Consider the following 20,137-nt stretch of genomic DNA (forward strand, 5'->3'; position numbering starts at 1 on the left):
GTAAATTGGCGCTTCCTGCGCCGCCGTGCCTCGGCTATAACGTCGATGCACATTCCATTAAAAGCTACAGACAATATGACGATCATCAAACGCGCCCTCATTAGCGTGTCGGATAAAAGCGGCGTTGCCGATTTCGCGCGCGCGCTGGCGGCACGCGGCATTGAAATTATTTCCACCGGCGGCACCGCCCGCTTGCTCGCGACCAGCGGCATTCGAGTTGTCGAAGTATCGGAGCACACCGGTTTTCCGGAAATGCTCGACGGTCGGGTGAAGACGCTGCATCCGCGCATTCACGGCGGCGTGCTCGCGCGGCGCGACGACGAGGCCCACATGCAAGCGCTACGCTCGCATGACATTCCGACGATCGATCTGGTCGTGGTCAATCTTTATCCGTTCGAGCAAACCGTGGCGCAACCGAATTGCGCGTTCGAAGATGCGATCGAAAATATCGACATCGGCGGACCGACGCTGTTGCGCGCGGCAGCGAAGAATCATGCCGCAATTACCGTTGTCGTCGATCATCACGATTATCGCTTGGTGCTCGATGAGTTACGCACGAACAGCGGTCAAGTCGGCGACGCGACGCGCTTTCGGTTAGCGGTAAAAGCGTTCGAGCACACGGCGCGCTACGACGGCGCCATTGCCAATTATCTCGGTACCCTCAGCGCTGACGGTGCGCGCCGTGACTTTCCGCGTACGTTCAATGTGCAATGGGATCACGCGCTAGATTTACGTTACGGCGAGAATCCGCATCAGCGGGCGGCGTTTTACATCGAGCGTCAACCGCCAGCGGGATCGATTGCGGCGGCGCGTCAGTTGCAAGGCAAAGAACTGTCGTACAACAACATCGCCGACGCCGACGCCGCGCTCGAATGCGTCAAATCATTCGACGCGCCGGCCTGCGTGATCGTGAAGCATGCCAACCCGTGCGGCGTCGCCGTCGCGGCCAATCTGTACGATGCTTACGACCGTGCCTACGTCACCGATCCGACATCGGCGTTTGGCGGCATCATCGCCTTCAACCGCGCGCTCGACGCCGCCACGGCCAAAGAGATCCTCGCGCGCCAGTTCGTCGAAGTGATTATCGCGCCGACGATCGACCCGGCGGCGCTGACAGCGTTGGCCGACAAGGCCAATGTGCGTGTACTGGAATGCGGCGAAGCGTCGCCGAAAACGACCGCCGGCTGGGACATCAAACGGGTACAAGGCGGCATCCTTGTTCAAGATTTCGATCACGCCTCGCTCAAGCCCGGCGACCTCAAGGTAGTCACCCGCCGGCAACCGACCGAAGCGGAAATGGGCGATTTGCGGTTCGCCTGGAAAGTCGTCAAATTCGTCAAATCCAACGCCATCGTCTATGGCAAAGACAACCGCACGATCGGCGTCGGCGCCGGCCAAATGAGCCGGGTCTACAGCAGCCGCATCGCCTCGATCAAAGCGCACGACGCCGGCCTCGACGTTCGCGGCAGCGTAATGGCCTCGGATGCATTTTTCCCGTTTCGCGATGGACTGGATCAAGCGGCGGAAGCCGGTATTACCGCGGTGATTCAGCCTGGCGGCTCGCTACGCGATGAAGAAATTATCGCCGCCGCCAACGAGCATAAAATCGCTATGATTTTCACCGGCATGCGCCACTTCCGACACTAAAAAAGTGACGCATTAGGCCTGGTCGGATGGCAAGAACTTGGCCTATTATGAAAGCGATCCCTAGCGGCTTTCGTTTTGCTAATAATTAGTTATGCAAATCCTTGTCATCGGTAGCGGCGGCCGCGAACACGCGCTGGCGTGGAAACTAGCGCAATCGCCCAAGGTCGATCACGTTTATATCGCCCCCGGCAATGCCGGCTCGGCGTTGGAACCCGGCTGCGAACATCTGCGAATCAACGCCGATGATATCGACGCGCTCGCCCGCTTCGCCCACGAACGCGAAGTCGCATTCACCATCGTCGGCCCCGAGGCGCCGCTGGTAGCCGGCATCGTCGATCGCTTCCGGGCCGATGGTTTACGCGTCTTCGGCCCGACCCAAGCCGCCGCCCAGCTCGAAGGCTCCAAAGCCTTCAGCAAAGACTTCCTCGCCCGCCATCGCATTCCAACCGCCGCTTACCAAACCTTCACCGACAGCAGCGCTGCCATTGCTTACGTCAAAAAGATGGGTGCGCCGATCGTAATCAAGGCGGACGGTTTAGCCGCCGGCAAGGGTGTGGTGGTGGCCCAGACCGAGGCCGAGGCGATCGGCGCCGTAAAGGATATGCTCGAAGCCAATGCCTTCGGCGACGCCGGCGCACGCGTCGTCATCGAGGAATTTCTGGCGGGCGAAGAGGCCAGCTTCATGGTCATGGTCGATGGCCAGCACATCCTGCCGCTCGCTACCTCGCAAGATCACAAACGTGCCAACGACAACGACGAAGGCCCGAACACCGGCGGCATGGGCGCGTACTCGCCGGCACCGGTGGTAACGCCCGAGATTCACGCGCGCATCATGCGTGACATCATCGAACCGACCGTGCGCGGCATGGCGGCGGAAGGACGCGCTTACACCGGTTTCCTCTACGCCGGACTGATGATCGGCAGCGACGATACGCCCAAAGTGATCGAATTCAACTGCCGTTTAGGCGACCCCGAAACCCAGCCCATTTTGATGCGGTTGCGCTCGGATCTGGTCGAGTTGGTCGAGGCCGCCGTCGACGGCCGGCTCGATCGCGTCCAGGCGCAGTGGGACCCACGGCCGGCGCTCGGTGTGGTCATGACCGCTGCAGGTTATCCGGGCAATTATCCCAAGGGCGAACCGGTCGGCGATCTGCCGCCCGACACCGCCGACTGCAAGGTTTTTCACGCCGGTACCATTTATAAAAACGGGCTGATCGTCACTAACGGCGGCCGAGTGTTGTGTGTCACCGCCCTCGGCGATACAGTCGGCGCCGCACAACAACGCGCATACGACGCCGTGCGCCGCATTCGCTGGACTCACATGCATTACCGCACTGATATCGGTTACCGCGCGATCACGCGCGAAAAAGCCAAAAAAGCGTAGGCACCCCGATCAGCCGTCGTTGTGGTCACTTTCGCGCAGGCGGGAATGACGAACCTGCGCTTATTAGTTGGGGCCTCCTTAGCCACCGACCCGAATGGCACTTAACTTAAGGAAGTCCTGAATAAGCCATGTAGGATGGGCACAACCCATCGTTGTCATATCTTGATGGGCTACGCCCATCCTACAATCGCAACCTCCTTAAGTAAGAGCCATTGGCCACCGACCTCTTAATCGATCATTTAATTTTTAGGAACACACAACATCATGACCAAACCCTTCGTCGCTATCCTCATGGGTTCGGATTCCGATCTCGACACCATGCAGTCCGCCATCGAAATACTCGACAAGCTCGGCATCGACCGCGAAGTGCGCGTGCTGTCGGCACATCGCACACCGGACGCAACCCACGCGTTCGTGAAAGATGCGGACAAGCGTGGTTGCACCGCCTTCATCGCCGCCGCGGGCATGGCGGCGCATCTCGCCGGCACGGTCGCAGCGCTGACGGTGAAACCGGTGATCGGCGTGCCGATCGAATCGGGGCCGCTCAAAGGTCAGGACGCGTTGTTGTCGACCGTGCAAATGCCCGGCGGCATTCCGGTCGCGTGCGTTGCTATCGGCAAGGCCGGTGCTAAGAACGCTGCCTATCTAGCCGCGCAGATCATGGCGACCACCGATAGCGCGCTGGCGCAAAAGCTGCTCGATGAGCGCAAAGCGAACGCCGCTGAGATCGCCGCTAAGGACAAAGCGGTACGCGAGCGTTTTAATACGCGCGCTTGACCCTACTGCCATACTAACCGCCCCCACCCTAGCCCGCCCCCGCTGCGCAGGGTAGGGAACAGGAAACGGCAATAGAAAACTCGTGCACCATCCTCACATTCAGCGGGCGGCACGCCTCATCAAAAACGGTGGGATCATCGCTTACGCCACCGAATACTGCTTCGGCCTCGGTTGCGATCCGCGCAATCCGTCGGCCGTAAAACGTTTGCTCCAAATCAAAGAACGCGCCGCACGCAAGGGCGTAATATTGCTCGCCGCTGATGTCGAGCAACTCATGCCGTTCGTGACACACATTCCGCCGCAAATCGCTGCTAGCTGGCCCGGACCGTATACCTGGCTGGTAGAACCGAGCGCGCGGGCGCCGCGCTGGATCACCGGCCGCCATCCGCGCATCGCCGTGCGCGTGACCGCGCACGTGCAAGCCGCAGCGCTCTGCCGTGCCGCCGGCATGGCGATCGTATCGACCAGCGCCAACCGCGCCGGTGAACAACCGGCGCGAACTTATCGCGATGTGTTGCACCGTTTAGGCGGCGACCTCGACTACGTGTTACCGGGGCAGGTCGGCGAGCTGAATGCGCCGACACCGATAGGCGATGCCGCGACCGGCGCTGTCATACGAGCAGGATAACCATGGCCAACATCGACATCGACGCCGTCAAAAATTATTTGCTCGGATTACAAGACACCATCTGCGCCGCGTTGGAACGCGAAGACGATAACGCACAGTTTGCCGAGGACGCATGGCAACGACCGGCTGGCGGCGGTGGCCGTACGCGCGTGCTCGCCGACGGCAACGTGTTCGAACAGGCCGGCGTCGGTTTCTCGCACGTGTACGGTAACGGCTTGCCGGCGTCAGCCTCGGCGCATCGTCCGGAGCTCGCCGGCCGTTCGTTCCAGGCACTCGGCGTTTCACTCGTCATTCATCCGCGCAATCCGTATGTGCCGACGTCGCACTGCAACGTGCGCTTCTTTTTAGCCGAGAAGCCCGGTGCCGATCCGGTATGGTGGTTCGGCGGTGGCTTCGATCTCACGCCGTATTACGGTTTCGAAGAAGATTGTCTTCATTGGCACCGCACGGCCAAGAGCGCGTGCGATCCGTTCGGCGCCGACTACTACGCGCGTTTTAAAAAATGGTGCGACGATTATTTTTATTTAAAACACCGCCAAGAACCGCGCGGCATCGGTGGATTGTTCTTCGACGATTTCAGTCAGGATGACTTCGCGGGTTCGTTCGATTTCCTGCGCAGCGTCGGCGATCACTACTTGCCGGCCTATCTACCGCTGGTACAGCAACGGAAGCAGACGCCGTACGGCGAGCGCGAACGCGATTTCCAGCTGTATCGCCGTGGCCGCTACGTCGAATTCAATCTGGTGTACGACCGCGGCACCTTGTTCGGCCTGCAATCCGGCGGGCGCACCGAGTCCATCTTGATGTCGCTGCCGCCACTGACTCGCTGGCGTTACAACTGGCAGCCGGCTGCCGGCACACCGGAAGCCGAGCTGTACGAGGTCTTTCTCAAACCACGCGACTGGCTGCGTTAGCGCGGCGAATTGGCCGCGCTGGTGGGCGCCGGCGCCAATACGACTTCCACGCGCTGATTCAGCCGGGCAATATCGTTCCAATCGCCCGCCGTCGACACCCGCAGCGGATCCGGATATTCCAGCAACGGCCGGCTCGTGCCGTACGACACGAGCATCACTTCCGGTAGCACACGTGTCATCGCCCGCTCGCTAAGAAAACGCGAGAACGCCTCCGACTGGCGCCGACCGAGCGCGACCGCTTCGCCCGGCGGGTATGACATGGTCTCGCAGACCGACAACGGCGCAGCGCGCGGCGGCAGTACGTGCATGCCGGATTCATCGCGCGCTAAACAGAATCGACCGACGTGCGCCTCGAGGCGCACGGTACCGCGGAAACCGGCGGCGGCTAGATGGGCCAATAAGTCGCGCAACCGATTTAAGCGCTCGTCGCTGAACGGGATCTCGGCGTAATCGTAACTGCCGGACTGGTTCAGCGCCCACGACAACAGATCGAGATAGGCGCGACTGATCTCTGGACGCGACGTCGACGATGGTGTTGCCAGCGGCAGTACTTTGGTTTGCTCATCCAAGCGCGCCAGCGCGTTCTTCAAACGCGCGTTATCGGCGAGTGTGCGCTCGTAAGACTGCTCAGCCTGGCGCGACCGATCGTAGGACCACCATGCCAGCGCCGCCAACAACACGCACAGGGCGACATAACTCCAAGACCGCGGCGATTGCGATATCGGTGGGGTATCAATATCGACATTGGCCGGGGGCGCGGCAATGAAAGGCGGCGGTGTCGAGGCTACCGGAACCGACGGTGGCAACACGGCAGCGGCCGGCGCAGACGCCGGTGCTGAGGTAATAAAAGTTGCCGGCGCCACGACCCGCACCGATTCGGCGACGGTCGGTATCGCCTGTAAACGGAGCGCCGCCAGAATACGATCGAGCTCGGCCGGCTCCGGCGGCTTGGGCAACACGCCAATGGCGCCGCGCACGCGCGCCTCGTCGCCGTAGCTCTCGCCTTCCTTCGAGGTGTACATGACGACCGGAATCTTGGCGGTGCGCTCATTCGCCTTGAGCTCGGATAGCGCCTCGAAACCATCCATCCCCGGCATCATGTGATCGAGAAAGATCACACCTGGCGGCAAATTGACGCGTAAATAATCGATCGCTTCCGGACCGGACTCGGCCGTTTCGACGACCAGACCGCGCGCTTTAAGCAAGCGACTCAAGCCAACTTGCGCAGTGCGCGAATCGTCGACGACCAAAGCAGTTTTTGCCATCGCCCCTCCCTTTATTTGGCGCGGAACTCCGCGCGTATCTTAGGGCAAGCGGCACCGCCGCGCCCAGCCCGCGTGCGTCCTTCTGACCAGCGCAGGCAATCGCTACAATGAACGGTATTCGTAACTTCTAAAATTCTAAAAGGAAATCACGTGGACGAGAATCAGTTGCCACAAGACATCGAACCGACATTACGTATCGTGCCAATGCCGAAGGATACCAATTCCGCCGGCGATATTTTCGGCGGCTGGATTATGTCATGGGTCGATGTCGCCGGCGCCATCGCCGCCCAACGCCGGTCCAAGGGCCGCGTCGCCACCGTTGCCGTCAACGCTTTTCAATTCAAGAAGCCGGTATATGTCAGCGACGTCGTTAGCTTTTACGCTAAAGTCGAGCACGTCGGCAACACCTCGTTGACGATAGGCGTGCGCGTGTATGCGCAACGCGGTTGGCGCGATAAAAACCATGACGAATCTGTGCTGGTGACCGATGCGACGCTGACCTACGTCGCGCTCGATGCGCAGGGCAAAAAGCGGTCGGTGCCGACAAGTTAGCTTTTATGCTTGATGGTCCTATCGTAAGCAGGGTTCTTTTCCCGCAAGGGAAGAATGAGGAGGGATATTTACAGTATGGTTAAGACCCCTTCGCTCTTGTCCTCTCCTAATGCAACGGACCCCACCCCCTTACCCAACGCGCGTTACCAATTTCTGAGACTGTCCGAATATTTTTCTTATACGCTTGCTGCGTAGAGCCGCGGTTGAGCGGGCGCTGCGAACTAACTACTGAGTAAGACCTACGGAACCTTCGACTGTCGGTTTGCTGCTAGCGGTTCCGGGAATTGGCAACACCACGCCATCTTGCGTCACGGGCGGAATATTTTCAAAAAGAATGCCCTGGCCGACCATTACGTTTCCGGTATTAGCCATATTCCAGATGGTGTCGGCGTTTCCGCCAAAGAAGTCAGAAACGTTACTCTCACCAAAATACTTATTATCGAAATTCCGATACAAGCGGGCGAAGCTTGGCGCTTCCATCTCCGAATTTAACAAGCGCTGATAGCGGCGTGCGTCGTAATACTCAAGGCGGTAGGTATCATCCGGACTGCAGCCTGCGTATTTAAGGTTGTCGCCGCCGTAGAGAAACAACACAACGCCAACGACGAGACCCAATGTCAAAAGCTTCCCTTTGTGCTTAGCAATAATTCTTAACACGGTGACAAGGTCTTCCATGACTACACCTCCAACACCAGCGGCTGGAGCAACCGCTCACGATGGACGTCGGAGTAGATAACGAAGTCCCCACCTCGACCGTATTTATCTTGATAGCTTCGAAAATCGTCGTTCTGCACGGCGTATAGCCGCTCTGCCGGCTCGTCTTCCTTGTTGGCGTACTTCTCTTCTATCTCAATATCCCACCGCAGCTGTACACCACGGGCAACACCTTGAAAGCCCCAATAGCCAAGAGGCTGCGATATAAGATCAGTCGCGTCATCGTTGAAGTCGTAAGTGTCTCGCAGGTACACACCGACCGCGTCTATGGCGATGCGATTGCGTCTGGGCTTGAGTGGCGTAACTATGCCGGTGACCGCCAGCTTTAGAACCGCTTTGCCCATTGCACCGTAAAAGTCGTCGAGTGGGTCGGAGAGGCTACCTACTTCGATTCGATTGACTTGGCAGGTTTTGTCTAGCACTTTGCCGGGTTGAGAAAGGTCTCCAAAGCGCCAGGGCGAAGTATTAGTTGGATTTACCGGAACGATAAGCTCCCGTAGCCGGTTTAGCCCCGCTGGCGTTTTCCAACCGTTAAAAAGTTGCTGATAAGCCTTGTTCACGCGCGAAAACCCTAGTGCCCACTTCATCGTCACGATTTGCTCATCGATATGGAAAGCCGACATCGTTCGCGGATCGGTTTTCCCTTCTTTGACACTCTGGGGCATCTCGTACACGGAATTCGCAAACCACCGTCGCATGACTTTGGCAGCAACCGGCCAACCTAACCTCTTATCCATTACGTCGGGAATGTCAGTAATTCGGAAGACCCTAACTTTCTCTGGTTTGGCAACCTTGGCGGTGGCCTCTGCGGAAGACATAGCAAAATCCCTTTGTTGTTATGTGAGGCGGATATCTTGCCTGGAACTATGCCGTATTTGGTAGACACTTTAAGTACGATTTAATTTGCCGGGCGCCTCACTCGGGCGGTACAACTCTCACAAACGATCGATCAGCTCAGTAACGGATCCCGGTGCGCGCATTACATCACTGCCCGGACAAGATAACCGCTCAACGCACAGGCTGATAGATAGGCGCAATTCTCCCTTCAGAGCAGACATGAATCTTCTTCTCGCAAATCGGTGTGGAACCCCTAGAAACAGGAGGAGATCCTAACCCTTCTTCAACGACTCCATAAACGGCGTAATGAAGTCCATCGGCAACGGAAATACGATGGTCGACGTGCGTTCGTTAGCGATGCCCGCCAACGTCTGTAAATAACGCAGCTGCAGCGCCTGCGGACTACGGCTGATCTGCTCGGCAGCCAGAACCAGTTTCTCCGCCGCTTGCAGCTCACCTTCGGCGTGAATGACTTTCGACCGGCGGGCACGCTCGGCCTCCGCCTGCTGCGCAATCGCCCGCACCATGGTGGGATCGATGTCGACGTGCTTTATCTCGACGCTCGTGACTTTGATACCCCAGGCGTCGGTCGCCGAATCGAGAATGCGTTGAATATCGGTGTTGAGCTTATCGCGCTCGGCCAGCATTTCGTCGAGCTCGTGCTTGCCTAACACCGAGCGCAGCGTCGTCTGCGCCAATTGACTGGTGGCAGCGTAGTAGTCTTCGACCTGAATGATGGCGCGCTGCGGTTCGATCACGCGAAAGTACAGCACCGCGCTCACCTTCACCGACACGTTGTCACGCGAGATGACGTCTTGCGGTGGCACGTCCATGACGATGGTGCGCAAATCGACCTTCACCACCTGCTGCACGCCCGGGATGATCAACACCAGCCCTGGGCCCTTTACCTTCCAAAAGCGCCCAAGCATAAACACAACGCCGCGCTCGTATTCACGAAACACGCGAATCGCCGATATCACAATGAGCGCCAACAGCGCGACCACAAATCCCCACGTCGTAATTACCATATCAACGACCCTCCGTTTGTTCCGGCTCAACTCTCAACGTTAGACCGTCGATACCGACGACCCGTATCCGCTGTCCGTTCGTTACCGGCGCTGATGTAAGCGCCTGCCACTCTTCGCCACGCACACGTACGCGGCCCCGTTCGACGAATGCCTCAAGCGCTTCGCCGATTAAATCGATCATCTGTTCGCGGCCGGACACTACCGCGCGCCGACTGGCGCGCAACGCCAACGTGACAATGCTGACGAACATCGCCGTGCTCAGTACGGCGGCAGCGGCGATCAGCTGCCAGGCGATGTCGTAACCTTCGACACCGCGGTCGAGCAGGATCACCGAACCAACGACGAAAGCGATGACACCGCCGATACCGAGCGCACCGAAGCTCGGCATGAATACCTCAGCGACCATGAAAGCGATGCCGAGCATAATTAGACCGAGACCGGCGTAGTTGATCGGCAACACGTTGAAGGCGTACAGCGCCAGCAGCAAACAAATGCCGCCGATCACGCCGGGCAAAACGAAACCGGGATTCCACAGCTCGAAAAACAAACCGTAGATACCCAGCATCATCAGGATGTAAGCGACGTTGGGGTCAGTGATGACCGAAAGAAATTTATTGCGCCAATCCGGCTCGAATGTTTGCAACTCGGCGCCGGTTAGCGCCAACCGAATTTTTTTGCCGCCGATATCGACCACACGACCGTCGACCTTTTTCAGCAGGTCGGCGACATCGGTCGCGATCAAATCGGCCACCTTGAGACGCAGCGCCTCGCTCGCCGGTAACGATGCCGCGTCGCGTACCGCCTGCTCGGCCCATTCGACGTTACGACCGCGCATTTGCGCGAGCCCACGGATGTAAGCGATCGCATCGTTCAACACTTTATGGCTCATAGCATCGTCGTTGGCCGATGCCGGGGCACGGTCATCTTTACCGCCGGACTTGTCATCGGTCTTCGGCGGTTGTTCGCCGCCGAGACGCACCGGCGTGGCGGCGCCGAGGTTGGTTGCCGGCGCCATAGCGGCGATGTGGCTCGCGTAAAAAATATACGTGCCGGCACTGGCAGCGCGCGCGCCTGACGGTGCGACGAAGCTCGCGACCGGAATCGGCGAGGCGATGATGTCCTTGATGATGTCGCGCATTGCCGTATCGAGACCGCCGGGCGTATCGATACGCAGGATAATGAGAGCCGCGTTCGCCTCTTTAGCGTGAGTAAGTCCGCGGTGAACGTAATCAGCGGTCGCCGGACCAATGGCGCCGTTAATGTGCAGTACCCATACTTTGGCAGTGGCAGTACCGGGGGTCGCCGACGTGCTCGGTGTTTGGCTGAGAGCAAACAATGGCGACAACGCCAGTAGCACCCACAGCGCTAACCGAGCATTACGTGAATTCGATCCAGGGATGGAGCATTGGTGCACGCGGACCACGATACCAGACAAAGCCGCAGCTGCAACGCATCACCACGGCGTCTTCGCCTCTTCTTTATTGTGCAAAAAGGAATTCCGATTCGGGCGCGTGCGCTTTATCGGCGTGCCAAATAGTTCAGCAAAAAATCGAGGATTTCAAAACGGTTATACGCTTCTTGCAGACCACGGCCCCACACCGTCGGCCCGTGCTCGCGGACTAGCAGCGCACTGATTGACGGCGCGCCGCGCTTGAAACGGCTATCGATATCGCGCGCGATCCGGGCGACGTCGAGATGGTTTTCGAACAACGTCAGATCGACCCGTGGGCGCGCCTGCCAAACGTCGAAACCTTTGATCATCTCCAACGCCGGCAATCGTAAGGCTTTGGCACCGGTTTTGACGCGCGCCGTCGCGAGACAAGCGGCGACGCTGTGCCCATGCAAACAACCACGCGCATCGGCACAACGTCGATATATCGCTGCGTGAATCGATGTTTCGGCCGATGGCTTTTGGTGGGGTTGCGTGCGTTCAACGACGCTGCCATCAGCGATGCGCGCAAGAATGAAATCGGATTCATCGAGCCGACCTTTCGGCAAACCGCTGGCGGTGATCCAGAAGTGTTCCTCGTCGGCGCGTGCCGATAAGTTGCCGGCGGTACCCGCCATCCAACCGCGCGTATGAAAGTCGCGACCGATTTCTACCAACGCCGCACGCGGCGACAATTCGTCAAATGATGAGGCCATTTGTGCTCAGGAAAATCTTAAGGCGGGCGACGGCGCGACATGATCGCGCCGTCTTCGTGTGGTCGACCGTTACGCCGTCGCTACTTCGGCGAATCCGCGCTTGCGCTCGGTGTACACCGGCGTCCAACCGCTGGTATCGATGAAGTAACGCACCGCTTTGATACGCTTGCTGTCTTTCATCTCGAACCAATGTTCAGTGTTGGCCGGCACATTGATGTAGTCGCCAGCGGAAACTTCGAGCAGGAATTGATCGCCACTCGCCTCGACGAAACCGAAATAACCGCTGCCGGCGAGGATGTAACGCACTTCATCATCGGTGTGGTAGTGGATCTTGTCGAACTTGGCGAGCATGTCGCCGAGACCCGGAATATTCTCGTGGATCACGATCATGTCGCGCGTCTTGTAGCCCTTCTCGCGCTGCAACTCTTCGAAACGGTTTTGTACCGAGGCAAGCAGCTCTTCTTTCTCGGCATCGTTCAGTGTCTGCTTGTCGAGCAATTCTTTAGCACGCGCCGTCGTCGGCGCCGGCCAGGCGCTCAGGGCAATGCCAAGGCGCGCTAAGCGGGCGCGGATGGCTGGAAAATCGGTGGTCTCGGTGCCGTCAGCGGCAATAATACGGGCCATGGTGGTCTCCTTCGGTGGGAACAGTGCCAGTGAGTCAAATGTCATCGCGACATTACCCCAACTCGGCGGACTAGCCTACTGCGGGAACGTCGAATCCTGATCGCCGTCCCGGACGTCGTCCGGAAGTGCGCGTTTTGCTAGGGGATAACGGTGCGTCCGGGATCTGCTGCGGTACCGGTATCGGTGCCACCGGCACCGGGGTGCTGGCAACGGAATTTTGCACTGGCGCCGGCCGGCGTTCGCGTTGCTCGCGCGGCGGTCGATCGCGCCGACCGCTACGATCATTGCGGTCACGTCCACCATTGCGATCACGTCCACGGCTCGGACGATCGGGACGTTCGCTCGACGCTGGACGCGCGGTCGGCGGTGTCAACGTTGGCAAGAAACCGGGCTCAATTTTACCGACCGGAATCTTATTGCCGATGTACGACTCAATCTCCGGCAACGCAAACACATAACGCTCGCAAGCAAAGCTGACGGCGTCGCCGCTCTTACCGGCACGCGCCGTGCGGCCGATGCGGTGCACGTAATCTTCCGCATTGTGCGGCAGGTCGAAATTAAAAACGTGCGACACGTCAGGGATGTGTAACCCGCGCGCAGCGACGTCGGTAGCAATCAGGATCGGCAAGCGCCCTTCGCTGAAGTCGCCGAGCAGGCGCAACCGCATTTTCTGCGGCACGTCACCTGACAGCACGGCGGCGCTAAAACTATTGGCCTGCAGCCAACCAGACAGGCGCTCCGCCATGTCTTTGGTATTGACGAATACGAGACTTCGTACCGGATCGGTGTGGCGCAACAGACCGACCAGCAGCGCGATCTTTTCTTCGATGGCGGTGTGGTACAGCAACTGCTCGACGCGTTCGGCGGTACGTTTGTCAGCGTCGATCTTTACGAACTGCGGGTTGTTCATGTGCTCGTAGGCGAGCTCCATGACGCGGTGCGACAGCGTCGCCGAAAACAACATGCTCAGGCGCTGAGTCGGCTCCGGCATCTTGCGCAACAAAAAGCGGATGTCTTTGATAAAACCGAGGTCGAACATGCGGTCGGCTTCGTCGAGTACCATGACCTGAATCGCCTTCAGGTCGAACACGTGCTGCTTGAAGTAATCGATGATGCGGCCGGGCGTACCAATTAGCACGTCAACGCCGGTTTCGAGATCGCGGCGCTGCGTATCGTAGCCGGTGCCACCGAATACCAGCACCAACTTGTGGCCCGTGCTTGCGCTCAATACTTCGGCATCTTTATGAATTTGTACGGCGAGCTCGCGCGTCGGCGCCAGAATAATGGCGCGTGGCTGCGTCGCGGTGCGTTCCGGTGCCGGCGGATGTATCAGCAGATGGTTAAACATTGCCAACAAGAACGCCGCGGTTTTGCCGGTGCCGGTTTGCGCTTGCCCGGCAACATCGGCACCGGACAAGGCAATAGGTAACGCCTTCGCTTGGATAGGCGTACAGAATTCAAAGCCAGCCTGACGGATGCCCTGCTGTAGGGCCTCGGGAAGGTTCAGACCGCTAAATGGCTGATCAGAGAGGTGTTCGTTCATACCGCGCAGCGACAGGATAGCAATAGCGCTGGCGCAATAATAGATATATGTGGGGATTCATTACTTACGATCGGCGGACGGTATATATTGCCAGGCAGTAGACGTCTTGCATTAACCAAACTATTTCGCTCAAATATCAACGTAACTTCCAATACCAACAAACCAACCCCCATTGTCGCGGTCCTAACTTCCAAGGGCCGTTTTTGACGGAGATTCCATGAGCACAGGCATTATCAACGTGACCGACGACAGTTTTGAGCAAGAGGTCCTAAAAAGCACCGGCCCGGTGCTTGTGGATTATTGGGCTGAGTGGTGCGGACCCTGCAAAATGATCGCGCCGGTGCTCGAAGAAATCGCCAAGGACTATGCCGGTCGCATCAAGGTCGCCAAGCTAAACATCGACGAAAACCCGGCGACGCCGCCGAAGTACGGTATCCGCGGCATCCCGACGCTCATGCTGTTCAAGGGTGGTAGCGTCGAAGCAACGAAGGTCGGTGCGGTCTCGAAAACCCAACTGTCCGCCTTTCTCGATGGCAACCTCTGATGCGCGCGGCACACGCTGTTACTGGACGAGGTCCGAATCTGGTGTTATGTTTGTTTTGAAGCTTTCCTAAACAATTCCTACTCCCTTTTCGGTCAAACCCTGTTCCTTTCAACCCCCCGACTCCGGGCGGTAACTTCAGGACCGTGTGCCTGAAAGCGAAATTCTCCGATGACCCCAAATCTGATGAACCTGTCTGAACTCAAAAAGAAACCCGCAACCGAACTCGCCGAGATGGCAAGCGCCCTCGATCTCGAAGGCGGTAGTCGGTTACGCAAACAAGATCTGATCTTCGCGATCCTCAAGGCCCAATCGAAAAAGGGCGAGGACATCATCGGCGAAGGCGTGGTCGAAATACTCCAGGACGGCTTCGGCTTCCTGCGCTCCGGCGACAGCTCGTATCTCGCCGGCCCCGACGATATCTATGTCTCGCCGTCGCAGATCCGTCGGTTCAATCTGCGCACCGGTGACACGGTTAAGGGCAACATTCGGCCGCCCAAAGAGTCCGAGCGCTACTTCGCGCTGCTCAAGGTCGAAGAAATTAATTACCAGTCGCCCGAAGAGGCCAAGAACAAGGTCCTGTTCGAGAACTTGACGCCGCTGCATCCGGAAGAACGGATGAAGCTCGAGCGCGACAACTCCTCCAGCGAAAATCTGACCTCGCGCGTCATCGACCTGGTCGCGCCGATCGGCAAGGGCCAGCGCGGCCTAATCGTATCGCCGCCGAAGGCCGGTAAGACGGTGATGCTGCAGAACATCGCCCACTCGATCGTCGCCAATTGCCCCGATTGCATCATGATGGTGTTGCTGATCGACGAGCGCCCGGAAGAAGTGACGGAAATGCAGCGCTCGGTGCGCGGCGAAGTCATCGCCTCGACGTTCGACGAGCCAGCCTCGCGGCATGTGCAGGTCGCGGAAATGGTGATCGAAAAGGCCAAGCGCTTGGTCGAACACAAGAAAGACGTCGTGATTTTGCTCGACTCGATCACGCGTTTAGCGCGCGCTTACAACACCGTGGTCCCAGCCTCCGGTAAGGTACTCACCGGTGGTGTCGACGCCAACGCCCTACAACGCCCGAAGCGCTTTTTCGGTGCCGCGCGTAACATCGAAGAAGGGGGTTCGTTGACGATCATCGCCACCGCCTTGATCGACACCGGCTCGAAGATGGACGATGTGATCTACGAAGAATTCAAAGGTACCGGCAACATGGAAATCCATCTTGACCGCCGCCTCTCGGAGAAACGCACCTACCCGTCGATCAACATCAACCGCTCCGGCACGCGCCGCGAAGAGTTGCTGTTGCCGCCGGACGAGCTGCAGAAGATTTGGATCCTGCGCAAGCTGTTGCACCAAATGGATGAGCTCGAAGCCTCCGAGTTCTTGCTCGAAAAGCTCCGTGCCACTAAGAACAACGGCGAATTCTTTGATTCGATGAAGCGCTAACGGCGCCCATCTTACCGCTGCTCTCTGTCGACCCTATTCCGGCCATCAGGCCGGAATAGGGTCCCGGTATTATCTGTTCCCCTCTCCGACTTCCTGCCCAATCGGCCTCCTTACCGACTCAGGCGCTGTTGGCCGAAACTGCGCCGCCTTAAAACACCCTATTAACTGCGACTTTAAGATCGCAACAGCATGATGATCACCTCAGCGTTCAATTTACGAATATCAGCCTGAACGCATCGGCTTATCTCGGGCCGGTTATGACCTTCTTCAGCTAACGCTGACCTACCGCTTTGGACCGCAAAAATCGCTGCTTAAGCGCTACCGGGAAGACCTTTTCACCCTAGTAACGGGGCTGGCTCAGTAGAAATAGGCCGCCAGGCGGGGGCAGCTTGCCCCCGCAGGCGCTTTTGCCCTAGACTACGCGGCCCTAAACGACCGCCCGTGGGCGGCGGTCACCGTCTGCAGAGGTTGGTATCATGAAGGCCGGCATTCATCCCGAATACAAAGAGATCACCGTCAGCTGCACTTGCGGCAATAAGTTCCAGACGCGCTCGACGCTCGGACACGATCTGCAAGTCGAAGTCTGTGCCGTGTGCCATCCGTTCTACACTGGCAAGCAGAAGATGGTCGACACCGAAGGTCGGGTCGAGAAGTTCCGCCAGAAGTACGCTGCCAAGAAGTAAGTTTGGCCGCACGCTTTTCCGCGAGGGCGCTCCCGTCTTGGAGCGCCCTTTTCGTTTTTGTCTTTCTCCTTCTCCTTGCGCCTCTCGCCGCCGTCCATGCCGACGAGACGGTAAAAGTACTGCGACCATTGGACGGCGACAGTCTGCTGCTTACCGATGGCCGTCAAGTGCGACTGATCGGTATCAACACCCCCGAGTTCGGTAAAGACGGCGTGCCGAATGACCCACTGGCGGTAGCGGCACGCAATCGCACAGCGGCGTTGACACGCGGGCAAACGGTACGGCTTATTTATGACGCGGAGCGCACCGACCGTTACGGCCGCACGCTGGCATATACCGTATTGGCCGACGGCCGCGACCTCGAAACCCTGTTGCTCAAAGAAGGCCTTGCCTGGTTCGTCGCCATTGCACCGAACGTGGCCCACATCACGGCTTATCGAGCGGCCGAAACCGACGCCCGTCATCGCGGTATTGGCATTTGGCACGTGCCGGAATACCAACCCATTCCTGCCGAGCGATTAGCGCCCAACCGCACGGGGTTTATGCGTCTCAGCGGTACCGTCAGTGAAATCAAACAACATCGCAAATTCGTCGAGCTGTGGCTGTCGTCGCGGATTTGCTTGGTAATACCGAACGGTACCGACGGGATAAACCCGCGGGCGCTTGCGGGGAAGCACGTAGTGGCACGTGGGTGGGTGGCGAGTTATAAGGGCAAGCAGCGGTTGCGCATTACGCACAACAGCATGCTGGAAATACCGCCGTGATCCCTCGTCTCGTTCGTTGCCTGACTCTGCTGGGCCTGGTTACGCTCACCGCTTGCGCCACCAATCCCGTCACTGGCGGCAAAAATTTTGTGATGCTGACCGAGTCGCAGGAAATCGAACTCGGCCGCCAAAGCGATCCGCAGATCCGCAAGCAGTTCGGTGTATACGACGATGCCAAGTTGCAAGCGTACGTGCAGCACGTCGGTGCAAGCGCGCTGCCAAGAGTCATCGGCCGGAACTGATCTATCGCTTCACCGTAACAATAAGTATCCGAACGGTGAGCCGGCCGGCGAGAGTCTCAAGCTGATTCAGTAGCGGCGCCGCGGCCGACGCGCAACGCCGTGAACATCGCTAATCCTTGCATCAACGCCACGCCGATCAACACCCCGGCAAAACGCCCGGCATCCATCATCGGCCCGAAAATTAACGGCGCCAACGATAGGCCGAGATCGAGACCAGAATAGACGAACCCGTAGACACGACCGAAGGCGCGCTGCCCAAAACGCGCGGTCGCCGCCCGCCGCACCAACATGTCGCGCGATGGGCCGACGATGCCACTGCAAAAACCGGCGGCCGCCATCAGCGGCAATACGCCCCAAGCGGGAATCGCGCCACTCGCCAACAACGTCATGAACACCGCCGCCGTAACTAACATCCAGGCGATGCGGCGATCGTGCGCTTCGCTATGCGACACCATAAAGCCGCCGACCACTATTCCGGCGGCGCCGCCTAAGAGAAACGTGGTCAAGGCGGATGCACCGGTCGCCAGCGATAACCCATATATATGATGCAGCACCGGCGGCGCAAAGTTTTGTAACGCACCGAAGGTCATCGTCACCAAGAAAAAGAACAAGAAGCACATCCATACGGCGCCGGAACGCAGAAAGGTAAAAGTTGAAGACGGCACCGCCGCCGTCGCTGGGACGGCCATGCGCGTTTCTGTCATCGTTTCGCGACGTACGAAGATCGCACCCCAAGCGAGCAATGCCAACGCCGCGGCGGCAAACGCCGCCGTGCGCCAATCGAATGCCATCGTCAGCGCGGTCATGAACGCCGGGCCGAGCGCCCAGCCGAGGTTGCCGGCGAGACCGTGGACCGAGAAGGCATGCCCCAAGCGTGCCGACGACACATTACGATTGAGCAGCGTGAAATCGGCCGGATGAAACACGCAATTGCCGATACCGGCAACGGCGGCGGCAAGCAACAACGCCGGATAACTTGGCGCCATTCCGAGCATCAGCGCCGCAACCGCGAACAGGGCGATGCCGGCCAGCAAAATCCGCCGCGCGCCCCAATGATCGACAACGAAGCCGGCGGCCGCTTGACCGACACCGGAAACGACGAAGAACACCGCGGTCGTCACGCCCACTTGGGTGAAACTCAGCCCGAAATCGCGCATGAGCCAGGGAAACAGCGGCGGGATCATGAAATGGAAGAAATGCGAAACCCCGTGACCAAAGCCGACAAGGGCGATGACTTCCAACTCGCGGCGCGGGGCCGATGTGGCGATAGCACTCATATAAAAACCGTCGATAATAGGTTGGTAACAACAGACATTCTTACGATTCTCCCGTGAAGCGCCTCACTGTATCATCGCCTGCGCTCATGACCGAACCTTACACAACACCGCAAACCGTCCGCGATTGGATTCTGTGGGCCGAAGCCGAGATGGATGCCGCCGGCGTTTATTTCGGCCACGGCACCGACAACGCGTTGGACGAAGCCGCGTGGCTGGTCGGCGGCGCGCTCAAGCTGGCGCCGGACGACATCGAGCCGAACCTGGATCACGCCGTCAACGCCGACCAACAAAACGCCGTGCGTGCGCTGGTTGCGCAGCGCATCCATACGCGCAAGCCGGCGGCGTATCTGTTGCACGAAGCCTGGTTCGCCGGCTTGAAGTTCTACGTCGATGAACGCGTGATCGTGCCGCGCTCGCTTACCGGTGAATTTATACAAGAGCAATTCGCCCCGTGGATCGACACGGCGCGCGTGCGGCGTGTGCTCGATCTGTGTACCGGCAGCGGCTGCATGGCGATCGCCTGCGCTTACGCTTTTACCAATGCGCGGGTCGACGCCGCTGATATTTCCGAAGATGCTCTCGCGGTCGCGCGCATCAACGTCGAGCAGCATGGGTTGCGCGAACGCGTGCGCTTGCTACGTTCCGATTTATTCTCGGCACTAACGCACGAACGCTACGATGTGATCGTGACGAATCCGCCGTATGTAGCGCTGGCGGAGATGGACACGTTGCCCGATGAGTATCAGCACGAGCCCGAGCTCGCGCTCGCCTCCGGCACCCAAGGGCTCGACGACATCGTCAACATTCTTGGCGGTGCCGCGGCCCACCTAGAACCGGACGGCATCTTGATCGCCGAAGTCGGTAATTCACACGAGGCGCTGCAAGCGGCGTTCCCTGAGGTTCCTTTCTTGTGGCTCACGACCAGCGGCGGCGATGAGAGCGTATTTTTGTTGACCGCCGAGCAACTCGTACAGTTTCAAAAATCCTTCATGTATCTATGGACTCCACCCGATTTGCAAGAAGAAGATTAACCGCTTACCCCGAGGTTGAAATTGCACGTATCTATTCGGCCTGTTTGTTGAGCGGTTCTCTCGCTCGGGCCAGGATGCAAAGCGCGCACCGGGATCCG

The 20,137-nt window shown here is 58.7% G+C and carries 21 protein-coding genes; 12 read left to right on the plus strand and 9 right to left on the minus strand.

Annotated features, from left to right (window positions below):
* Positions 1 to 75 precede the first annotated feature (75 nt).
* The 5 genes from purH (at position 76) to hemF (ending at position 5,350) form a co-directional block, all read left to right on the plus strand.
* A complete protein-coding gene (gene purH / locus HY308_07765) occupies positions 76 to 1,647 on the plus strand; it encodes a bifunctional phosphoribosylaminoimidazolecarboxamide formyltransferase/IMP cyclohydrolase (protein ID MBI3898179.1) in 1,572 nt (523 codons plus the stop codon).
* Between the two features lie 91 nt (positions 1,648 to 1,738).
* On the plus strand, positions 1,739 to 3,031 hold the full coding sequence (purD, locus tag HY308_07770) for a phosphoribosylamine--glycine ligase (protein ID MBI3898180.1): 1,293 nt from the start codon (positions 1,739 to 1,741) through the stop codon (positions 3,029 to 3,031).
* Positions 3,032 to 3,295: 264 nt separating this feature from the next.
* A complete protein-coding gene (gene purE, locus HY308_07775; GenBank protein ID MBI3898181.1) occupies positions 3,296 to 3,808 on the plus strand; it encodes a 5-(carboxyamino)imidazole ribonucleotide mutase in 513 nt (170 codons plus the stop codon).
* An 82-nt stretch (positions 3,809 to 3,890) separates the two neighbouring features.
* Positions 3,891 to 4,436, plus strand: a complete 546-nt coding sequence (locus HY308_07780; protein MBI3898182.1) for a Sua5/YciO/YrdC/YwlC family protein — start codon at positions 3,891 to 3,893, stop codon at positions 4,434 to 4,436.
* Positions 4,433 to 5,350, plus strand: a complete 918-nt coding sequence (gene hemF, locus HY308_07785) for an oxygen-dependent coproporphyrinogen oxidase (protein ID MBI3898183.1) — start codon at positions 4,433 to 4,435, stop codon at positions 5,348 to 5,350. The genes HY308_07780 and hemF overlap by 4 nt, the downstream gene beginning before the upstream one ends.
* Here the strand turns inward: hemF and HY308_07790 are convergent.
* A complete protein-coding gene (locus HY308_07790) occupies positions 5,347 to 6,615 on the minus strand; it encodes a response regulator (GenBank protein MBI3898184.1) in 1,269 nt (422 codons plus the stop codon). The genes hemF and HY308_07790 overlap by 4 nt on opposite strands.
* A gap of 204 nt (positions 6,616 to 6,819) precedes the next feature.
* Here HY308_07790 and HY308_07795 point away from each other — a divergent pair, with 204 nt between their 5' ends.
* Positions 6,820 to 7,167, plus strand: coding sequence for an acyl-CoA thioesterase (locus tag HY308_07795; GenBank protein ID MBI3898185.1), 348 nt, complete (start codon positions 6,820 to 6,822; stop codon positions 7,165 to 7,167).
* 225 nt (positions 7,168 to 7,392) lie between these two features.
* On the opposite strand, the gene HY308_07800 is transcribed toward HY308_07795, so the two are convergent.
* From HY308_07800 to rhlB, 7 genes are all read right to left on the minus strand, one after another.
* Positions 7,393 to 7,842, minus strand: a complete 450-nt coding sequence (locus HY308_07800) for a hypothetical protein (GenBank protein MBI3898186.1) — start codon at positions 7,840 to 7,842, stop codon at positions 7,393 to 7,395.
* A gap of 2 nt (positions 7,843 to 7,844) precedes the next feature.
* Entirely contained in the window at positions 7,845 to 8,699 is an 855-nt protein-coding gene (locus tag HY308_07805) for a hypothetical protein (protein ID MBI3898187.1), read from the minus strand.
* A 291-nt stretch (positions 8,700 to 8,990) separates the two neighbouring features.
* On the minus strand, positions 8,991 to 9,746 hold the full coding sequence (locus HY308_07810; protein MBI3898188.1) for a slipin family protein: 756 nt from the start codon (positions 9,744 to 9,746) through the stop codon (positions 8,991 to 8,993).
* Between the two features lies 1 nt (position 9,747).
* Positions 9,748 to 11,109 (minus strand): nodulation protein NfeD, encoded by a 1,362-nt coding sequence (locus HY308_07815; protein ID MBI3898189.1) that lies wholly within the window; start codon positions 11,107 to 11,109, stop codon positions 9,748 to 9,750.
* 155 nt (positions 11,110 to 11,264) lie between these two features.
* Complete coding sequence (mtnB, locus tag HY308_07820; GenBank protein MBI3898190.1) at positions 11,265 to 11,891, minus strand: methylthioribulose 1-phosphate dehydratase; 627 nt, start codon at positions 11,889 to 11,891, stop codon at positions 11,265 to 11,267.
* Between the two features lie 69 nt (positions 11,892 to 11,960).
* Positions 11,961 to 12,515, minus strand: coding sequence for a cupin domain-containing protein (locus HY308_07825; protein MBI3898191.1), 555 nt, complete (start codon positions 12,513 to 12,515; stop codon positions 11,961 to 11,963).
* A 70-nt stretch (positions 12,516 to 12,585) separates the two neighbouring features.
* Complete coding sequence (gene rhlB, locus HY308_07830) at positions 12,586 to 14,058, minus strand: ATP-dependent RNA helicase RhlB (protein ID MBI3898192.1); 1,473 nt, start codon at positions 14,056 to 14,058, stop codon at positions 12,586 to 12,588.
* 217 nt (positions 14,059 to 14,275) lie between these two features.
* Here rhlB and trxA point away from each other — a divergent pair, with 217 nt between their 5' ends.
* From trxA to HY308_07855, 5 genes are all read left to right on the plus strand, one after another.
* The gene (trxA, locus tag HY308_07835) at positions 14,276 to 14,602 is read left to right on the plus strand and encodes a thioredoxin TrxA (protein MBI3898193.1); all 327 of its coding nucleotides are present in this window, start codon (positions 14,276 to 14,278) and stop codon (positions 14,600 to 14,602) included.
* A gap of 183 nt (positions 14,603 to 14,785) precedes the next feature.
* Positions 14,786 to 16,042: a transcription termination factor Rho gene (gene rho, locus HY308_07840; GenBank protein MBI3898194.1), complete on the plus strand. Its 1,257-nt coding sequence runs from the start codon at positions 14,786 to 14,788 to the stop codon at positions 16,040 to 16,042.
* Positions 16,043 to 16,518: 476 nt separating this feature from the next.
* Positions 16,519 to 16,725 (plus strand): 50S ribosomal protein L31, encoded by a 207-nt coding sequence (gene rpmE, locus HY308_07845; protein MBI3898195.1) that lies wholly within the window; start codon positions 16,519 to 16,521, stop codon positions 16,723 to 16,725.
* A gap of 128 nt (positions 16,726 to 16,853) precedes the next feature.
* A complete protein-coding gene (locus HY308_07850) occupies positions 16,854 to 17,489 on the plus strand; it encodes a thermonuclease family protein (GenBank protein MBI3898196.1) in 636 nt (211 codons plus the stop codon).
* Entirely contained in the window at positions 17,486 to 17,731 is a 246-nt protein-coding gene (locus tag HY308_07855) for a hypothetical protein (GenBank protein ID MBI3898197.1), read from the plus strand. The genes HY308_07850 and HY308_07855 overlap by 4 nt, the downstream gene beginning before the upstream one ends.
* Positions 17,732 to 17,787: 56 nt before the next feature.
* On the opposite strand, the gene HY308_07860 is transcribed toward HY308_07855, so the two are convergent.
* Positions 17,788 to 19,008, minus strand: a complete 1,221-nt coding sequence (locus HY308_07860; GenBank protein ID MBI3898198.1) for an MFS transporter — start codon at positions 19,006 to 19,008, stop codon at positions 17,788 to 17,790.
* A gap of 86 nt (positions 19,009 to 19,094) precedes the next feature.
* On the opposite strand from HY308_07860, the gene prmB reads away from it, so the two are divergent.
* Positions 19,095 to 20,039, plus strand: a complete 945-nt coding sequence (prmB, locus tag HY308_07865) for a 50S ribosomal protein L3 N(5)-glutamine methyltransferase (protein MBI3898199.1) — start codon at positions 19,095 to 19,097, stop codon at positions 20,037 to 20,039.
* The last annotated feature ends 98 nt before the right edge of the window (positions 20,040 to 20,137 follow it).

It is taken from the genome of Gammaproteobacteria bacterium (assembly GCA_016199745.1).
Taxonomy (GTDB): Bacteria; Pseudomonadota; Gammaproteobacteria; order Acidiferrobacterales; family Sulfurifustaceae; genus JACQFZ01.

Coding starts and splice junctions, on each gene's coding strand:
- HY308_07810 (MBI3898188.1), bottom strand. CDS start 9,746: ATGGTAATTACGACGTGGGGATTTGTGGTCGCGCTGTTGGCGCTCATT.
- rpmE (MBI3898195.1), top strand. CDS start 16,519: ATGAAGGCCGGCATTCATCCCGAATACAAAGAGATCACCGTCAGCTGC.
- rhlB (MBI3898192.1), bottom strand. CDS start 14,058: ATGAACGAACACCTCTCTGATCAGCCATTTAGCGGTCTGAACCTTCCC.
- purE (MBI3898181.1), top strand. CDS start 3,296: ATGACCAAACCCTTCGTCGCTATCCTCATGGGTTCGGATTCCGATCTC.
- purD (MBI3898180.1), top strand. CDS start 1,739: ATGCAAATCCTTGTCATCGGTAGCGGCGGCCGCGAACACGCGCTGGCG.
- HY308_07860 (MBI3898198.1), bottom strand. CDS start 19,008: ATGAGTGCTATCGCCACATCGGCCCCGCGCCGCGAGTTGGAAGTCATC.
- HY308_07825 (MBI3898191.1), bottom strand. CDS start 12,515: ATGGCCCGTATTATTGCCGCTGACGGCACCGAGACCACCGATTTTCCA.
- HY308_07805 (MBI3898187.1), bottom strand. CDS start 8,699: ATGTCTTCCGCAGAGGCCACCGCCAAGGTTGCCAAACCAGAGAAAGTT.
- HY308_07790 (MBI3898184.1), bottom strand. CDS start 6,615: ATGGCAAAAACTGCTTTGGTCGTCGACGATTCGCGCACTGCGCAAGTT.
- purH (MBI3898179.1), top strand. CDS start 76: ATGACGATCATCAAACGCGCCCTCATTAGCGTGTCGGATAAAAGCGGC.
- HY308_07795 (MBI3898185.1), top strand. CDS start 6,820: ATGCCGAAGGATACCAATTCCGCCGGCGATATTTTCGGCGGCTGGATT.
- HY308_07800 (MBI3898186.1), bottom strand. CDS start 7,842: ATGGAAGACCTTGTCACCGTGTTAAGAATTATTGCTAAGCACAAAGGG.
- rho (MBI3898194.1), top strand. CDS start 14,786: ATGAACCTGTCTGAACTCAAAAAGAAACCCGCAACCGAACTCGCCGAG.
- prmB (MBI3898199.1), top strand. CDS start 19,095: ATGACCGAACCTTACACAACACCGCAAACCGTCCGCGATTGGATTCTG.
- mtnB (MBI3898190.1), bottom strand. CDS start 11,891: ATGGCCTCATCATTTGACGAATTGTCGCCGCGTGCGGCGTTGGTAGAA.
- trxA (MBI3898193.1), top strand. CDS start 14,276: ATGAGCACAGGCATTATCAACGTGACCGACGACAGTTTTGAGCAAGAG.